Below are 16,682 nucleotides of genomic sequence, written 5' to 3'. Positions count from 1 at the left end.
CCTCGCACCAAGTCTGAACCGAGATCAACCTGCGTCGGTACGGGACGGCCGGAGGTTAAAGAACAAGCTTAACGCGAAGGCAACATGTGGGCCATCTCACTGCCCCGCGACTTGCTCCTCCGAAAGGCGGCACCCGTGCGTTTCCGCACTCCCCTCGCCCTCCTCGGGGCCGCGCTGATGGTGCTGGTGGGTCCGCCGCTGCTTTCCCTGGGCAGTGGCGGCGACACCGGCACCCAGATACCCGGCCTGCGCTTCATGGTCCCCAACACGCCGGGCGGCGGCTACGACATCACCGCCCGCACCATGGCCAAGAACGCCGAGGACGCCGAACTCAACCACAACATCGAGGTCTTCAACCTGCCGGGCGCCGGCGGCACCGTCGGTCTCGCCCGCGCCGTGAGCGAACACGGCAACGGCAAGCTCGCGGTCTCCATGGGCCTCGGCGTCGTCGGCGCCGTACGCACCAACAATTCGCACGAGACCCTCGCCGACACGACGCCGATCGCCCGCATCAGCGAGGAGACCGACATCGTCGTCGTCAGCAAGAGCTCCCCCTACAAGACCATCGACGACCTGCTCACCGCATGGAAGAAGGATCCGGCCAAACTCCCCGTCGGTGGCGGCTCGTCCCCCGGCGGACCCGACCACCTGGCGCCCATGCTGATGGCCCGCGCGGCCGGGATCGCGCCGAAGACCGTCAACTACGTCCCCTTCGACGGCGGCGGTGAACTCCTCGCCTCCATCCTCGGCAACAAGGTCGCCTTCGGCGTCTCCGGACTCGGCGAGTACCGCGACCAGATCGAGGCCGGCGAGCTGCGGCTGCTGGCCGTCACCGGCCCCGAGCGGACCCCCGGCATGGACGCGCCCACCCTGCGCGAGGCGGGCCTCGACACCGACTTCACCAACTGGCGCGGCGTCGTCGCGCCCCCCGGACTCTCCGACGCCGAACGCGACAAGCTCATCCGCTTCTTCGAGGAGCTGCACGCCTCTCCTCAGTGGAAGGACTCGCTCAAGAAGAACAACTGGGACGACGCCTTCCTCACCGGCGAGAAATTCGGCGACTTCCTCGCCGCCGAGGACAAGCGCGTGGAATCCGTCCTGAAGGAGCTCGGACTGTGACCACCCACCCGAACACCCCTCCCAAGGAGGAGACCCCCGAGTCCCGCGGCTGGCTGCGCGAGCACTCCGAACTCGGCGTCGGTCTCATGCTGCTCGTCCTCGGGATCCTCGTCCTCACCGACGCCCTCACCATGGACGTCGACATCACCCAGCGCGGCCCGGTCGGCCCCAAGACCGTGCCGATCGCCGTCGGTATCGGTCTGCTCGTCGTCGCCGTCCTCCTCAGCCTCGACGTGCTGCGCGGCGGCCGGGGCGAGGCCGAGGGCGGCGAGGACATCGACCTGAGTGAACCGAGCGACTGGCGGACCGTACTGCTGCTCGCCGGTGTCTTCCTCGGCAACGCCGTACTCATCGGCCCTCTCGGCTTCCCCATATCCGGGGCGCTCCTCTTCTGGGGCTCGGCGTACGCGCTCGGCAGCCGCCATCTCCGGCGCGACCCGCTCATCGCCGCGGGCCTCTCCCTCGTCACCTACTTCATCTTCAACAACCTGCTCGGCGTCCCCCTCCCCGGTGGCCCGCTGATGGGAGTGATCTAAGCCATGGACTCCCTCAACTCCCTGATGGACGGCTTCGGTACGGCGCTGACGCCGATCAATCTGCTCTGGGCGGCGATCGGCGTACTGCTGGGCACCGCGATCGGCGTGCTGCCCGGCATCGGACCCGCCATGGCGGTCGCCCTGCTGCTGCCCGTCACCTACGGCCTGGAGCCGACCGGCGCGTTCATCATGTTCGCCGGTATCTACTACGGCGCCATGTTCGGCGGATCCACCACCTCGATCCTCCTCAACACCCCCGGTGAGAGCGCGGCGGTCGTCGCCGCCATCGAGGGCAACCCGATGGCCAAGGCCGGACGCGGCGCGCAGGCGCTCGCCGCCGCGGCGGGCGGTCACTTCGTCGGCGGCATGATCGGCACGATCCTGTTGGTCGTCCTCGCACCGACCGTCGCCTCCCTCGCCGTCGACATCGGCGCCCCCGACTACTTCGCCATCATGGTGCTGGCCTTCATCGCCGTCACCTCGGTCCTCGGCTCGTCCCGGATCCGCGGGCTCGCCTCGCTGCTCATCGGTCTCACCATCGGCCTGGTCGGCCTGGACCAGATGACCGGCCAGCAGCGGCTCACCTTCGGTTCGCTCCAACTCGCCGACGGGATCGACGTCGTGATCGTCGCCGTCGGTCTCTTTGCGATCGGCGAGGCCCTGTGGGTCGCCGCCCATCTGCGGCGCTCCAGCGGCGAACCGGTCCCGGTCGGCCGCCCCTGGCTGGGCAAGGACGACGTACGGCGCACCTGGAAGCCGTGGCTGCGCGGGCCGGTCATCGGCTTCCCGTTCGGCGCGATCCCGGCCGGCGGCGCGGAGATCCCCACCTTCCTCTCCTACGTCACCGAGAAGCGGCTGTCCAAGCACAAGGACGAGTTCGGCAAGGGCGCCATCGAGGGCGTCGCCGGACCCGAGTCCGCCGCGTCCGCGTCGGCCGCCGGGACGCTCGTGTCGATGCTGACCCTCGGACTGCCGACCACCGCGGTCGCCGCCGTGATGCTGGCCGCGTTCCAGCAGTACGGCATCCAGCCCGGACCGCTGCTGTTCGAGCGGGAGTCGGAGCTGGTGTGGGGGCTGATCGCCTCGCTGTTCGTCGGCATGGTGCTGCTGCTGGCCCTGAACCTGCCGCTCGCGCCGGTGTGGGTGAAGCTGCTGCGCATCCCGCGCCCCTACCTCTACGCGGGCATCCTCTTCTTCGCCGCCGTCGGCGCGTACGCGGTCGGCGGGGAGGCGCTCGACCTGGTGATCCTGCTGATCATCGGACTGATCGGGTTCGGGATGCGGCGCTACGGGCTGCCGGTGCTGCCGGCCGTCATCGGCGTCATCCTCGGCCCGGCCGCCGAGCAACAGCTGCGCAGGGCCCTGCAGATCAGTGACGGAAGTGCCACCGGCCTGGTGGACACGCCCTTCTCGGTGGCCGTCTACGCCGTCGTCGTACTGATCGTCTGCTGGCCGCTGGTGCGCAAGGTGCTGGCGAGGCGCCGGAAGGAGACCAAGGTCTCGGCGTGAAGTGGCCCTTCGGGCCACGGGCTTCTCACCCGAGGGTCCCCCGGAGATCGGGTGCGGTCGAACGCCGGACCGGCTGTTGGCCGGTCCGGCGTTCGAGTACAGAACCGGCCGTGCGGGAACGGTGACCGAGTGCCCGCCGGTCCGAACTGTCGGTGGTGGATGGGACCATCGACCCATGACCCCGATCGACTGGGACGACGCAGCAGACTCCTTCGACGAGGAGCCCGACCACGGGCTGCTCGATCCGGCCGTGCGCAAGGCGTGGACCGCCAAGCTCGCCGGCTGGCTGCCCACCGAGCCGTCCAGGGTGCTCGACCTCGGCTGCGGCACCGGCAGCCTCGCCCTCCTCGCGACCGAGCTGGGCCACCGCGTCACCGCCGTCGACCTCTCGCCGCGCATGGTCGGACTCGCCAGGGCCAAGCTGTCCGGCACGGACACCGAGGTACTGGTCGGCGACGCGGCCAGACCCCCCGTGGGGGAGCGGACGTTCGACGTGATCATGGCCCGCCATGTCCTGTGGCTGCTGCCCGACCCGGACCGGGCCCTGACCCACTGGCTGTCGCTGCTGCGGCCCGGCGGGCGGCTGATCCTCATCGAAGGCGTCTGGTCAGGCGTCGGACTCCCGGCGACACGTGTCACGATGTCGGTCGCCCCGCTCGTCGAGCGCGTCCAGCACGAGCACCTCTCGGCCGATGCCGCGCTCTGGGGCCGCGCCGTGGACGACGAGCGGTACGCACTGATCGCCCACGCCGCCCAGCGCCGCCGTCACACGGAAGTGGTCGACGTCCATCTGATCCTGCGCAGGGGCGGCGAGGTGCTGCTCGCCCGCCGGTCCGGCACGGGCTACGGGGACGGACTGCTGAACTGCCCGGCGGGACACGTCGAGGACGGCGAGGACGTCCGTGCGGCGATGATGCGTGAGGCCGCCGAGGAGATCGGCGCCCAACTGGACCCCGAAGACGTGCGTACGGCCCTGGTGATGCACCACCGCGGCCCCGGTGGCCGGCCGCGCACCGGCTGGTTCTTCGAGGTGCGGTACGACGCGGGGCGGACGGCCTGGGAGCCGTACAACCGGGAGCCGGAGAAGTGCTCGGGCCTCTCCTGGCACCCGCTCTCCGCGCTCCCGGACGACATGGTCGCCTACTGCCGCGCGGGCCTGGAGGCGTACCGCGCGGGGGAGCGCTTCGTCATCCACTGGCACGACGACGCCGACTCGATCGCCCACGACCCGGCCGGCGTGTCGCGCGCGACCCCGCTGGCCAGGACGGACACGGGCGCTACGAGGGGAGCGGGCGACCGAGAAGGGCCGTGAACGCGCCGCCGCGTACGAGGAGTTCGAGCTCCTCCAGCGCGCGGCGGGCCGCGTCGGCAGCGACCGGGTCCCGCTCGGCGAGGCCGCTCTCCTCGAACTCCTCCTCGTCCAGCCGCAGGACCGTCCCGCGGTCGGCCGACGCCCAGAGATCGAGGTCCAGGTCCTCGACCAGCAGTTCGTAGCGGAGTGCGCCCGGCCCGCGACCACGTACGACCGCAGGCCGGGTCACGTCGCAGTACCAGCCCTTGAGGGTCCCGTCGCCCGTGCGGACCTCCTTCACCGCGTACCAGCGGTCACGCCAGTAGTGCTCGGTGAAGATGTCGCCGGGCTCGAAGCGTACGAAGCCGAAGTCCCGCACGCCCTCGGCCGCCCACGGCGCGCGCACCACCACATGTGTGCCGTCGTCGGCGACCAGGGAGGCCGGGTAGCGGATCTTGGTACGGCCCGCCTTGACCAGACGCACCTCGACCTGGACTTCCGGGGTGTCCACGGGGTCAGGCGAGTCTGCGGACATGGCGCACCTCCGAGGCAGAGACTTGATAGCCGAACCAGGTGTTGACCGCGAGCATCGGCTCGTTCCCCGCGTCGTTGTTGGTGAAGGCGTCCGTGAAACCGGCGGCGCGGGCCCGGTGCAGGGAGTCGGCCTTGGCGGCCTTGGCCAGACTCCGGCCGCGGTAGTCGCGCAGCGTGCCCGTCATGGCCGAGAGATAGGTCGTGTCACCGTCCGTGTGGACCAGGGTGAAGGCCGCGATCCTGCCGTCGGCGACCACGAGGGTGCTGAGGCCGTGGTCCATACAGGGGTGCTGCCAGGTGTTGTTGAGCCAGTCCTCGTAGTCGTCGAGGTTCGTGCTGATGTCACCCGGTTCGTCCGACGTCGCCTCGGCGTCGGCCTCGAACACCTGCCGCGGATCGTCGGCGAAGTCCGCCGCCGTCACCAGCGTGCAGCCCGCGGGGAGCCCCGGCGGCTCGGGCAGCGCGGCACCCGTCAGATCGAGCCGCTGGAAGTGCGCGGTACGCAGCGGCGAGTAGCCCCGGCGGGCGGCGAAGGCGAGGGCCCCGGGCTCGTCGTTCACCCAGGTGAAGACGGTGGTCGCGCCCTCGGCCGCCAGATGCTCCTCGGCGGCCCGCAGGATCGCGGATCCCGCGCCCTTGCCCGTGTGGTCGGGGTGCACATGGGGGTTGACCCGTGCCTGACCGGGCTCCTCGCTGTCGTGGGCGAGCGCGACATGCGAGGTGCCGATCACCTCCCCGCCGTCCTCGGCCACGAGCATGCGGTACTTCGATGCGGGGTGGGCGCTTCGCACGGCGAAGTGCAGGGACTCCTCCGTCGTCACGGCATACGGGACGCTGGCGCGCCGGACGCGGACGACGGCGGCGGCGTCCTCGGGGCGGAAATCACGAACGAGCACAGTCATGGATCGGCACGCTACGTGGCAGCACCGCCGGAACGCCCCTTATTTATTTCCGTCCGGAACGCGGGAGATGGGGGACAATCGGCCCTGTGACCTTGAAGATCGCCATTGCCATCGACACCGAAGACGCCACCGCCCCGTACGAGCAACTGCGCACCCAGATCTCCGAACAGGCGCGCTCGGGCGTGCTGCCCGTGGGACACAAGCTGCCGACGGTACGGGGCTTCGCCGAGGAGCTCGGCCTCGCGGCGAACACCGTCGCCAAGGCCTACCGGGCACTGGAGTCGGACGGGGTGATCGAGACGCGCGGACGCAACGGCACGTTCGTCGCGGCGGCGGGCGACGCGGCGGACCGCAAGGCGGCGGCCGCGGCCCAGGAGTACGCGCGGCAGGCCAGACGGCTCGGTCTGGCGCGCGCGGAGGCGCTGTCGCTGGCCGAGGACGCGGTGCGGGCGGAGTACTCACGCTGAGGCCGGAGCCTCCGGGGCGCGGGTCCGGCTCCCGGGGTCATCTGGCCAGACGCCCCAGCAGCGACGACGCCGCGGTGATGCCCAGCGCCGCGGCGAAGATCAGCACCCCGAAGTCGAGCAGCAGATGGGACGAGGTCCCGAGCAGCAGTCCGCGCAGGGCGTCCACCTGGTAGCTGAGCGGGTTGATCCTGCTGACCACCTGGAGCCAGCCGGGCATGATCGCCACCGGATACAGCGCGTTCGACGCGAAGAAGAGCGGCATCGTGATGGCCTGGCCGATACCCATCAGCCGGTCCCGGGTGAGGACGATCCCCGCGATCGTGATCGACAGACACGAGAAGAAGGCCGAGCCGAGGATCACCACGACCACGACCCCGAGCAGTTTCAGCGGGTTCCAGGTCAGCCCCACTCCGAGGGCGGCGGCGATCAGGATCACCACGAGCGCCTGGATCAGCGCCTTCACCCCGGAGGCGAACGCCTTGCCGCTGATCAGCGCGGCTCGCGGGGTCGGGGTGACCAGGAGTTTGGTGAGGATCCCGGCGTCCCGCTCCCAGATGATCATGATGCCGTAGAAGATCGAGATGAACATCGCGGACTGGGCGATGATGCCGGGCGCGAGGAAGTCGATGTAGGGGATACCACCGGTCGGGATGGCCCTGAGGTGGGTGAACGTCTCGCCGAAGATCAGCAGCCAGAGAGCGGGCTGAACGGCCCGGGTGTAGAGCTCGGTGCGGTCGTGGCGCAGCTTCTGGAGCTCGACCACGCACATGGCGATGACTCTGGAGGGCAGGACGCGCAAGCCCGTTCGGGGCCGGGGCGGCACGAGCAGCAGCTCGAAGCGGGCGGGGTCGACGGTCTCAGCCGAGTCTGGACGCCGTCCGGCGGGTGCTCCTGACATCGCGGTAGGTGCCTCCTTCCTCCTCCAGGCCCTGGCCGACCACGTCGCGGAAGACGTCCTCCAGCGTGGGTACGGTGTCGCTCCGCGCCTCACCGGACTCAGCCGTCTCGGCGGACTCACCCGTCGTGCCGGACTTGCGCGCCTCGTCCGCTTCGGCGCGGCGGCGCTCCCGCAGCTCCTCCCGCAGCTCTCCGGGCGTGCCGAGGGCGTGGATCCGGCCGCGGTGCATCAGCCCGACCCGGTCGCAGTACTGCTCGGCCTCGTCCATGTAGTGCGTGGTCACCAGCACGGTCATGCCGGTGGCCCGGCGCACCGCGTTGATGTGCTCCCAGACGCTGCTCCGGGCGATGGGGTCGAGACCGATCGTCGGCTCGTCCAGCATCAGCAGCCGGGGTGCGCTGACCAGCGCCTGTGCGAGCTCCAGCCGGCGGATCATGCCGCCCGAGTAGGTCTGGGCCATCCGGTCGGCGGCGTCGGAGAGGTCGACGACGTCAAGCGCCTGGGCGACTCGCGCGGCTCGCTCGCGGCGCGGGACGTCGAAGACGCGGGCGAACAGTGTCACGTTCTCGCGCCCGGTCATCGCGGCGTCGGCGGACAGCTGCTGCGGTACGTATCCGAGCAGCCGGCGCACCGCCATCTTCTCCTTCGCGGCGTCGTGGCCGAACACCTTCACGATGTCCGGCGGGACCGGCAGCAGTGTCGTGATACAGCGGATCGCCGTCGTCTTGCCGGCGCCGTTGGGACCGAGCAGACCGAAGATCTCGCCGGTACGGACGGACAGGTCGAGGCCGTCGACGGCCTTGGTGTCACCGAAGGAGTAATCCAGTGCGCGGCAGCTCACGGCCTCGGCGCTGTCGCCGGAGCTGGAGTCGGACGTGGAGCCGGCGTCGCCCGTACCCGTGGCGTCCCCGTCGTCCCCGGCGGGCACGGCCCCGTCCGTCATGCCGCCTCCACCTCCTCGCGCAGATTCAGGGCGAGCCTGCGCAGCGCGGGCAGCGCCGCGGCCAGGGCGGCCCTCTCCTCCTCGGTGAGCCGGGCCACCTGCTCGCGCACCAGCGCCGAGTGCCGGGCCTCCCAGTCCGCCAGGCGAGATGTCGCCGCGTAGGTCGGCACCAGCAGGACGGCGCGATGGTCGGCGGGATCGGTCTCGCGGCGCAGATATCCGGCCCTGGCCAGCTCGTTGACGAGGGTGGAGACCGAGTTCCCGGCGAGATACAGCTCCTTCGCCGCGTCCGACACCCGGATTCCCGGGCGCGCCGAGACCAGCCGCAACAGCTCGACCTGTGCGCCCCGGAGCGGCGGGGCCGTCAGGCCGACGCTGAGCCGCCGCCGGATCATGCGCTGTACGCCTGCCAGTACATCGGCGAGCGAGTCGGGGAACTCGACCGAAGTCATGGCATCACATTAGCTCTTAATGGGAGTAATCGCCCAAAAGGTACGCCCGGAGGGTGGGGTCACCTACAGGTACAGCCCCGCGTCCGCGCCCTTCGACTGGCCCGGGACCGACGTCGGGCCGCCGCCCCTGCGCAGGGCGAACAGTTCGGCCAGCGTCGCGCCCTCCCGGCCCACCGCTCCCTCCCAGTCGCCCTCCTCCCGGCTCAGCCAGCGCTCCGCCTCCGGGCGGGTCAGCGAGCCGACCTCGATCCGGGCCAGACAGCGGCCGGGCCTGACGACCGCAGGGTGGAGCCGTTCCAGGTCCTCGTTGGTGGTCACACCCACCAGGACGTTCCGGCCCTGGCCGAGCAGACCGTCGGTGAGGTTCAGCAGCCGGGAGAGCGCCTGGCCCGCCGTGTGCTTGGCCTCGCCCCGGATCAACTCGTCGCAGTCCTCCAGGAGCAGCAGCCGCCAGCGGCCCTTGGACGAACCCTCGTCCTCGCCGATCGCGATGTCCATCAGATAGCCGACGTCGTTGAAGAGCCGCTCCGGGTCCAGGACGCAGTCGACCTGGCACCAGTCACGCCAGGAGCGGGCCAGCGTCCGCAGCGCCGATGTCTTCCCGGTGCCGGGCGGCCCGTGCAGCAGGAGCAGGCGGCCCGCGATGTCGTCCGGTGTCACCTTCATCAGCCGGTCCATCGCGTCGGCCACCGGCGCCGTGTAGTTGCCCCGGACCTCGTCCCAGGTGCCGGCCGCGATCTGCCGGGTCGTCCGGTGCGGGCCGCGGCGCGGCGACACGTACCAGAACCCCATGGTCACGTTCTCCGGCACCGGTTCGGGCTCGTCCTGCGCACCGTCCGTCGCCTGGCGGTGCACCTTCTCGGCCAGTTCGGAGGTGGTCGCGGTCACCGTGACGTCCGCGCCCCGGTTCCAGCGGGAGACCAGCAGTGTCCAGCCGTCGCCCTCGGCCAGCGTGGCACTGCGGTCGTCGTCGCGCGCCGAGCGCAGCACGGTGGCGCCCGGCGGCAGCAGGGAGGCACCGGACTTGACCCGGTCGATCGACGAACTGTGCGAGTGCGGCTGCTCGCCCGTCGCGAAACGGCCGAGAAAGAGAGCGTCGACGACATCCGACGGTGAGTCGCTGTCGTCGACGTTCAGCCGGATCGGCAGGGTGTCCTGAGGCTTGGCAGACATGTCGCCCATGATCCGGCACGGGCGCCGCCGACGCACGGTGTTTTGCCCGGCGACGCCCGCTCCGCCCGGTCAGCCGCCCCCGATCACCCGCGCGGCCCGGCGCGCCCCGCGGACCATCGCGTACGCCTTCGTCAGCGCCCGGTCGCGGGCGAAGGCGCGGCCGACGGACCGGCCGTCGACCAGCCGCCCGAACTCCCCGATGTCCGTGGAGCGCCGCACCGTGACCCGTTTCAGGGCGTACGGGCCCTGCCCCCGGCGGGCCAGCCCGTTGCCCACGGCCAGCGACTGGGTGAACCCGGCAGCCCGTACGGCGCGCCGTACGCGACGGGTGGAGTAGCCGTACGGATACGCGAACGAGACCGGCTCGGCGCCCAGTTCGGCGGCGACGATCTCCCGGCAGCGCACCGCCTCGTGGCCGAGACGCGCGTCGTCGAGCTGGTCCAGTTGCGGGTGCGTATGGCTGTGGCCGCCGATCTCCACGCCGGCGGCGGCCAGTTGGCGCACCTGGTCCCAGTCGAGCATCGTGTCGAGTGCGCCGCCCTCGTCGTACCGGCCGCGCAGCCACCCCGTGGAGACGAACAGGGTGGCCGCGAAGCCGTGTTCGGCCAGGACGGGCAGGGCGTACCGGTGCACGCCCTCGTAGCCGTCGTCGAACGTGATCAGCACCGGCCGCTCGGGCAGCCGCCCCCCACCCCGCCAGACGGCGGCCAGCGCGGCCGTCGTCAGCGGGGTGAACCCCCGCTCGCCGAGCAGCGCGAGCTGCTCGGCGAACGCGTCGGGCGACACGGACAGGGCGTGCACCGACGGGGCCGGCCGGTGCGCGATCGCGTGGTACATCAGGATCGGTACGGGCTCCCGCGGACCCGGCCCCGGGCGTGGCGGCGCGCCGTCCCCCATGCCCATGCTCATACGACGGCACCTCGCGGACTCTCCCGCGCCGAAGCCGGAGCCGACGGACCCGAGGGGGTCACCGGGCTGATCGGGCCGGACGAGAACGTGACCGCGCCCCGGCGCGCGCGGGCGCTGCCCACCACATAACCGGCCGCCGTCGTCAGTACCCCGGCCACGATCGCCCCGGCCCGCCCCGCGCCGCCACGCTCCCGGCCTCGCACCGCGTCGCGCAGCCCGCGCACCACCCCGGCGGGCAGCACCCGCGTGGCATAGCGCCTCTCGGACTCAAGTCCCTTGCCGGCGCCGACACTTCGGGCGACCAGCGCCTTGGAGAGCCCTTCGGCGTAGGCGCGGCTGCGGAAGTACCCGAACCCCGAACGCGCCTCGGGGACCTTGTGGTGGATCACCGCACGGTCGTCGATCAGCAGCAGCGCGTGCGGCAGCGCCTCGCTGAGCCTGATGCACAGCTCCGTCTCCTCGCAGCCCAGCGGGCGCTTGTCGCCGTCCCGCCCGATGCCGGTCGCGAAGCCGCCCGCCGCGTCGAACGCGGTACGGCGGAACGAGGCGTTGCCGCCCAGGACGTTGCGGACCCGCACCTTGCCGGGGGGCAGCCCCCGGTACGTACACCCGACGACCCAGTCGAACTCCTGCGGGAACCAGGCCGGCCGGCCCCCGGCCGCCCAGGCGGGCAGCGTCCTGCCGCCGACGGCCATCACGCGCGGATCGCCGTAACCGGCCGAGAGATACCGCAGCCAGTCGCGCTCGGCCACGGCGTCGTCGTCCAGGAAGGCCACGAACTCCCCGCGCGCGGCGGCGATTCCGGTGTTCCGTCCGGCGGAGAGCCCACGGGGGCCCGCGTTGGCGAGCACCCGCACCTCCCCGCCGTCCGCCGGCGTCACCGCGGGGGCGGCGTACTCCGCCTCCAGCCGCGCCCGCAGCGTCTCGTTGTGGTCGACCACGAGCAGCGTCTCCGTGGCCGGCATCGACTGACACCGTACGGAGGCGACCGCCGCGAGAATGTCCTCCCAGCGCTCCTCCGTGTACGCGCAGACCACCACGGAGAAGGAGCGGTGGAGCTGACGGTCGATCAAGACACCTCTCCTCGCCTGATCATGGGCGCCGAGAGACCCGTCCGGACGGAGAGCGGCAGCGGGAGCACCGGCCGGACGCCGCGCGGCCGGCGCCGCGCCGCCCTCGGTACGCCCTTCTCCCGGAGGATGACCTTCAGCACCCGCAGCCCGTCGCGCACGGCCCGCAGATTGCTCACGCCATGGATCCGGTCGTACTCGTGGCTGGGGATCTCCTGCACCTTCAGACCGGCCTTGACGACCCGGATGTTCATCAGGGTCTCGACCTCGAACCCGGTGCAGTCGAGTGTGATCCGGTCCAGGCAGTGCCGCCAGAAGGCGTTGTAGCCGTAGCAGAGGTCGGTGTAGCGGGCGCCGAACTTGGCGTTCACGACCGAGCAGAGCACGGCGTTGCCGAGCTTGCGGATCGGCGTCATGTCGTCCGTGCCGCCGCCGTTGGCGAAACGCGACCCCTTGGCGAAGTCGGCGCCCGCGACGAGGGCCGACACATAGCTGACGATCTCCTGGCCGTCGGCCGAGCCGTCCGCGTCGATCATCACGATGATGTCGCCCGTGCACGCGGCGAAACCGCTGATCAGGGCGTCGCCCTTGCCCTTGCCGCGCTGTTCCACGACCTTGACGTCCGGCCACAGCTCCCGGGCGACGCGGATCGTGCCGTCGGTCGAGTTCCCGTCCACGAGGACGACCTCATGGATCCAGTCGGGCAGTGTCTTGAACACGTACGGCAGATTCTCCGCCTCGTTCATCGCGGGGATCACCACGCTCACCGGCGGCGCGATCGCGAGATACGAGGAGACCGGCCGATACCTGCCGCCGATCACTTGTTCGCCGAGCAGTTCTTCTTCGAGCAGTTGGTCGTCCAGCAGTTGGTCGTCGAGCCGCTGGTTGTCCAGGACGTCACCGGAAAACGGCACGCCTAACGGGTCTTCGCCCGGGGTCGCCGGGCGCAGGAATGAGCTCACGAGATCTTTTCCCTCTCCACCGGTGGACCGCCCGCCCCCGGGCGGTCCGGATGTTGTGCCGGTTCGAAAGGGGGGTTCTCACCCTGTACGTGACAGCGTTGACTCCTTGCCTGCCGGGTGAGTCGAGAAAGCGAGCACCGCGCGGCACCCCCCTACCGCGCCCCGCGCCGGGAGCCGCCGCGACGTCCGAGCCCCTCCCTGAAGTCGCTCTCCATGACGGTCCGATGCGGGTGGATGTCCGAAGGTATTGATACTTACGACTGTATGGCAAGGGCTGCGACGTGACCGTGCCTATTTGCGATTTGGCCTTACTTCGACGGTGGTTCCCGGAACATCCGTGTTCCGGTTGACTCAGTCCGTTGCCCGGCATCCGCTTCGAGTTGGTTCGCTCGGTATACGCGCGTCCATCAGTAAGTTCTCACCAGATTGACTTGGCATGGACACTTACGGTCAAGTCCCGTCCCTGGTACGAACGTTGAGGCAGAGATCCTGCTCAATGGAGGTTCCATGAAGCTGTCCAGATTCGCCGCCCTCTCGTCCACGCTCCTGCTCGGCGCGGTCCTCGCCTTCACCGGCGCGGGCCAGGCCCAGGCGGCCGAGAACGCGGCACTCGACTACGTCGCCCTCGGTGACTCCTACTCCTCCGGCCTGGGGTCCGGTTCGTACGACAGCGGCAGCGGTGACTGCAAGCGCAGCAGCAAGGCGTACCCGTCCCTCTGGGCCGCGGCCAACTCACCCTCGTCGTTCGCCTTCACCGCTTGCTCGGGCGCTCGTACGGGTGACGTGACCGGCGGTCAGCTCGGCCCCGTCAACTCCGGGACCGACCTCGTCAGCATCACCGTCGGCGGCAACGACGCCGGCTTCGCGGACGTGATGACCACCTGCGTCCTCCAGTCCGAGGCCAGCTGCGTCGCGCGCGTGAACCAGGCCCGCAGCTATGTCACGAACACGCTGCCCGGCCAGCTCGACTCGGTGTACAACGCCATCAGCGCCAAGGCGCCCGCCGCCAAGGTCGTCGTGATCGGCTACCCCCGCTTCTACAAGCTCAACGGCTCCTGCCTGGTGGGCATGACCGAGACCGAGCGCGGCGCGATCAACGGGGCCGCGGACCACCTCAACGACCTGCTCGCCAAGCGTGCCGCCGACCACGGCTACAGCTTCGCGGACGTCACCGGACCCTTCACCGGTCATGAGATCTGCTCGTCGGCGTCGTGGCTGCACAGCGTCAGCTTCCCGATCGGCGAGTCGTACCACCCCACCGCGCAGGGCCAGTCGGGTGGTTATCTGCCGGCCTTCTCTTCGGCCGTCTGACCCAATCGCGGATCGTACGAACTGACCGCCGGTGAGAAGCCTGTCCGCCCGCCCCCCTTGGGCGGGCGGACAGGAATCGACGTTCGATCTCATCGAACCGCTCGGGGGTCGATTGTCCAACTCGCCCTGGAATACAATGGATTCACCGGGCGAACTGCCATCCCCCAACGGGTGTTGTCAATCCCTGAGGCGGGATACACGTGTGTCCCATGAGGGCGATAGGGTTAACCTGCCCGAGCCGGGTGCCCTCGTACGGGTGGGGAGTGACATGGATCAGATAGTGCACAGCAGGGCGCGAGTCCCTGCCATCACATGTGGGAGCAGCGCGACCAGTTCACGGCTCGACCGTCATCTGTCGGTGCTCGGCGGCCCTGCCGTCCCGCAGCGCGAGACGGCCGAGGCGACGAGTCTCATGCGGGAGCTGACCTCGCGCGACGAGGTGCGGACCGGCAGGAGCAAGAGCGCGCGTGTCTCCCTGTTCGCACCGCTCAGGCGGTTGCGGCGGTCACTCTTCGGCAGCCGCCGCTGACCTCAGCCGGGCCGGCGGTCGCCGGCCCCCGGACCACGCTCGGGCGATCACGCCGTCCCGACGCAGCGCCGCACCCCGCTCGCCCGTCACTCCCAGGGCCCGCGGCGATGCGTCGGTGTGTTCGCCGAGCGCCGGGACCGTCCCCAGAGGTGCCGCCGAATCACCACCCGGCCAGGTGAACCGGCGGCGACAGGGGACGGAGCGGCGCAACAGCGCGCGGGCGGGCGGTTATTCGCCGCTGCGCGTATAGGCGCGGACGGTCAGCGGCACGAACACCGCCAGGATCACCAGACCCCACAGCAGCGCGCTCGACACCGGGTTGGCCAGCGGCCAGGCCGCGTCGGCGCTCGGCGACGCGTTGCCGCACAGATCGCGTACGGCCGCCGCCACCGCGCTGATCGGGTTCCACTCGGCGACGACCCGGAGCCAGCCGGGCAGGCCATCGGTGGGGATGTACGCGTTCGAGAGCAGCGGCAGGACGAAGGTGACGCTGCCCAGTTGACCGGCGATCTCCTCGTTGCGGATGAGCAGCCCGAGATACGCGCCGACCCAGTTGGTCGCGAAGCGGAAGAGCAGCAGCAGGCCGAAGGCCCCGAGCGCGCCCGGCACGCCGCCGTCGATCCGCCAGCCCACCGCGAGTCCGACCAGTACGAGCGGCACCATGCCGATCGCCGTGGTGAGCAGATCCGCCGCGGTCTGGCCCAGCGGCACGGCGATCCGGCTCATCGGCATCGTACGGAACCGGTCCGTCACACCGCGCTGAACGTCCTGCGAGGACTGGAACATGCCGGTCATGATGCCGCCGGCCGCCGTGGCCGCCAGCAGCCCCGGCACCAGGAAGGCCCGGTACTCCTGGCCCGGTGTCGCGAGCGCGCTGCCGAAGACGAAGCCGAAGAAGAGCAGCATGGTGATCGGCATGGTCTGGGTGAGGACCACCACGCCCGGGGAGTGTCTGATCCGCCGGAGATGGCGGCCGAGGACGGCGGTGCTGTCGTAGGCGACGGTGCTCATGCGGCTCTCTCCTCGCCGGCCGTACGGGACACGGGTCGCGCCGGGCCGCTCGTCCCGGCGGCTGTCGCGGTCGCCCCCGCGCCGCCGGTCAGGCGCAGGAACACCTCGTCGAGTGTCGGCGGGCGCAGGCTCGCGTCCATCACCGGCACCCCGGCCGCGTCGAGTTCGCGGACGATCCGGGGGAGCGTGAGAGTGCCGCCGGTCGCCATGGCCCCCACGGTCCGGTGCTCCCGGTCGATCACGGGCTCGGCGCCGGTCAGCCGGTCGAGCACACCGGCCGCGGTGAGGAACACCGGCTGTGTGGCGTCCTCGGGCAGCACCGCCTCCGCGTAGGAGCCGATGAGGGACTTCAGCTCGGCGGGAGTGCCCCGGTGCGCAGCCCGGCCGTGGTCGATCAGCACGATGTCGTCGGCCAGCCGGTCGGCCTCCTCCAGATACTGCGTGGTCAGCAGGACCGTCGTCCCCTCGTCGGCCAGCTCCCGTACCGCCGTCCAGATCTGGCCGCGGCTCCCTGGGTCGAGGCCGGTCGTCGGCTCGTCGAGGAAGAGCACCTGGGGCCTGGTGAGCAGGCTGGACGCCAGGTCGAGGCGGCGGCGCATGCCGCCGGAGTAGGTGCGGGCGGCCCGGTCGGCCGCCTCGGTGAGGCCGAACCGTTCCAGCAGCTCGTCGGCGCGGGCCCGGCCGGCCGCTCCCCTCAGGCGGAGCAGTTTCGCGAAGAGCCGGAGGTTCTCCCGGCCGGTCAACTCGCCGTCGACGGAGGCGTACTGGCCGGCGACGCCGATCGCCAGCCGTACCGCCGCCGCCTCCCTGACGATGTCGTGCCCGGCGACGCGGGCGGATCCGCCGTCGGGTGCGCTGAGCGTGGTGAGGACGCGTACAGCGGTGGTCTTCCCCGCGCCGTTCGGTCCCAGCACCCCGCAGACGGTGCCTCGGGCGACCGCGAGGTCCAGTCCCCGCAGGGCGTGGACCCCACCGAAACGCTTCTCCAGGCCTTCACTAAGTACGGTGTACGTAGTATCCATGCGGCTCATCGTAGCCCACTACGTACGCCGTACGTAACTGAATG

At 70.9% G+C, this 16,682-nt stretch carries 18 protein-coding genes; 7 read left to right on the top strand and 11 right to left on the bottom strand.

Going from position 1 to position 16,682, the window contains the following annotated elements; all coding sequences use genetic code 11:
* Positions 1 to 135 precede the first annotated feature (135 nt).
* The 4 genes from IEY79_RS28455 (at position 136) to IEY79_RS28440 (ending at position 4,476) form a co-directional block, all read left to right on the top strand.
* On the top strand, positions 136 to 1,119 hold the full coding sequence (locus tag IEY79_RS28455; protein ID WP_189110489.1) for a Bug family tripartite tricarboxylate transporter substrate binding protein: 984 nt from the start codon (positions 136 to 138) through the stop codon (positions 1,117 to 1,119).
* The gene (locus IEY79_RS28450) at positions 1,116 to 1,655 is read left to right on the top strand and encodes a tripartite tricarboxylate transporter TctB family protein (RefSeq protein WP_189110488.1); all 540 of its coding nucleotides are present in this window, start codon (positions 1,116 to 1,118) and stop codon (positions 1,653 to 1,655) included. Before IEY79_RS28455 ends, IEY79_RS28450 begins: the two co-directional genes overlap by 4 nt.
* A gap of 3 nt (positions 1,656 to 1,658) precedes the next feature.
* The gene (locus tag IEY79_RS28445; protein ID WP_189110487.1) at positions 1,659 to 3,164 is read left to right on the top strand and encodes a tripartite tricarboxylate transporter permease; all 1,506 of its coding nucleotides are present in this window, start codon (positions 1,659 to 1,661) and stop codon (positions 3,162 to 3,164) included.
* A 175-nt stretch (positions 3,165 to 3,339) separates the two neighbouring features.
* Complete coding sequence (locus IEY79_RS28440; protein ID WP_189110486.1) at positions 3,340 to 4,476, top strand: methyltransferase domain-containing protein; 1,137 nt, start codon at positions 3,340 to 3,342, stop codon at positions 4,474 to 4,476.
* Here IEY79_RS28440 and IEY79_RS28435 read toward each other — a convergent pair.
* Positions 4,442 to 4,990 (bottom strand): ribonuclease FAU-1 family protein, encoded by a 549-nt coding sequence (locus IEY79_RS28435; RefSeq protein WP_189110485.1) that lies wholly within the window; start codon positions 4,988 to 4,990, stop codon positions 4,442 to 4,444. The genes IEY79_RS28440 and IEY79_RS28435 overlap by 35 nt on opposite strands.
* The gene (locus tag IEY79_RS28430) at positions 4,971 to 5,891 is read right to left on the bottom strand and encodes a GNAT family N-acetyltransferase (RefSeq protein ID WP_189110484.1); all 921 of its coding nucleotides are present in this window, start codon (positions 5,889 to 5,891) and stop codon (positions 4,971 to 4,973) included. The genes IEY79_RS28435 and IEY79_RS28430 overlap by 20 nt, the downstream gene beginning before the upstream one ends.
* A 92-nt stretch (positions 5,892 to 5,983) precedes the next feature.
* Here IEY79_RS28430 and IEY79_RS28425 point away from each other — a divergent pair, with 92 nt between their 5' ends.
* Positions 5,984 to 6,358 carry a GntR family transcriptional regulator gene (locus IEY79_RS28425; protein ID WP_373292641.1) on the top strand — a complete coding sequence of 125 codons (375 nt, stop codon included), beginning with the start codon at positions 5,984 to 5,986 and terminating at the stop codon, positions 6,356 to 6,358.
* Between the two features lie 37 nt (positions 6,359 to 6,395).
* On the opposite strand, the gene IEY79_RS28420 is transcribed toward IEY79_RS28425, so the two are convergent.
* The 7 genes from IEY79_RS28420 to IEY79_RS28390 form a co-directional block, all read right to left on the bottom strand.
* A complete protein-coding gene (locus IEY79_RS28420) occupies positions 6,396 to 7,256 on the bottom strand; it encodes an ABC transporter permease (RefSeq protein WP_189110482.1) in 861 nt (286 codons plus the stop codon).
* On the bottom strand, positions 7,216 to 8,199 hold the full coding sequence (locus tag IEY79_RS28415) for an ATP-binding cassette domain-containing protein (protein ID WP_189110481.1): 984 nt from the start codon (positions 8,197 to 8,199) through the stop codon (positions 7,216 to 7,218). Before IEY79_RS28415 ends, IEY79_RS28420 begins: the two co-directional genes overlap by 41 nt.
* Entirely contained in the window at positions 8,196 to 8,651 is a 456-nt protein-coding gene (locus IEY79_RS28410) for a MarR family winged helix-turn-helix transcriptional regulator (protein WP_189110480.1), read from the bottom strand. Before IEY79_RS28410 ends, IEY79_RS28415 begins: the two co-directional genes overlap by 4 nt.
* Positions 8,652 to 8,714: 63 nt before the next feature.
* Positions 8,715 to 9,824: a DUF5925 domain-containing protein gene (locus tag IEY79_RS28405; protein WP_189110479.1), complete on the bottom strand. Its 1,110-nt coding sequence runs from the start codon at positions 9,822 to 9,824 to the stop codon at positions 8,715 to 8,717.
* Positions 9,825 to 9,893: 69 nt separating this feature from the next.
* Complete coding sequence (locus tag IEY79_RS28400) at positions 9,894 to 10,733, bottom strand: polysaccharide deacetylase family protein (protein WP_229701191.1); 840 nt, start codon at positions 10,731 to 10,733, stop codon at positions 9,894 to 9,896.
* Positions 10,730 to 11,806 (bottom strand): glycosyltransferase family 2 protein, encoded by a 1,077-nt coding sequence (locus tag IEY79_RS28395; RefSeq protein ID WP_229701190.1) that lies wholly within the window; start codon positions 11,804 to 11,806, stop codon positions 10,730 to 10,732. The genes IEY79_RS28400 and IEY79_RS28395 overlap by 4 nt, the downstream gene beginning before the upstream one ends.
* The gene (locus IEY79_RS28390) at positions 11,803 to 12,666 is read right to left on the bottom strand and encodes a glycosyltransferase family 2 protein (RefSeq protein WP_229701195.1); all 864 of its coding nucleotides are present in this window, start codon (positions 12,664 to 12,666) and stop codon (positions 11,803 to 11,805) included. Before IEY79_RS28390 ends, IEY79_RS28395 begins: the two co-directional genes overlap by 4 nt.
* A 606-nt stretch (positions 12,667 to 13,272) precedes the next feature.
* On the opposite strand from IEY79_RS28390, the gene IEY79_RS28385 reads away from it, so the two are divergent.
* Positions 13,273 to 14,076 (top strand): SGNH/GDSL hydrolase family protein, encoded by an 804-nt coding sequence (locus tag IEY79_RS28385; protein WP_189110478.1) that lies wholly within the window; start codon positions 13,273 to 13,275, stop codon positions 14,074 to 14,076.
* 268 nt (positions 14,077 to 14,344) lie between these two features.
* Complete coding sequence (locus IEY79_RS28380) at positions 14,345 to 14,605, top strand: hypothetical protein (RefSeq protein ID WP_189110477.1); 261 nt, start codon at positions 14,345 to 14,347, stop codon at positions 14,603 to 14,605.
* 228 nt (positions 14,606 to 14,833) lie between these two features.
* On the opposite strand, the gene IEY79_RS28375 is transcribed toward IEY79_RS28380, so the two are convergent.
* Together IEY79_RS28375 and IEY79_RS28370 are read right to left on the bottom strand one after the other, a co-directional pair.
* On the bottom strand, positions 14,834 to 15,616 hold the full coding sequence (locus IEY79_RS28375) for an ABC transporter permease (protein WP_189110476.1): 783 nt from the start codon (positions 15,614 to 15,616) through the stop codon (positions 14,834 to 14,836).
* Positions 15,613 to 16,638 (bottom strand): ATP-binding cassette domain-containing protein, encoded by a 1,026-nt coding sequence (locus IEY79_RS28370; RefSeq protein ID WP_189110475.1) that lies wholly within the window; start codon positions 16,636 to 16,638, stop codon positions 15,613 to 15,615. The genes IEY79_RS28375 and IEY79_RS28370 overlap by 4 nt, the downstream gene beginning before the upstream one ends.
* Positions 16,639 to 16,682 lie beyond the last annotated feature (44 nt).

It is taken from the genome of Streptomyces camponoticapitis, from assembly GCF_014646115.1.
Classification (GTDB): domain Bacteria; phylum Actinomycetota; class Actinomycetes; order Streptomycetales; family Streptomycetaceae; genus Streptomyces; species Streptomyces camponoticapitis.
This window is presented reverse-complemented; position numbering and strand designations above follow the sequence as displayed.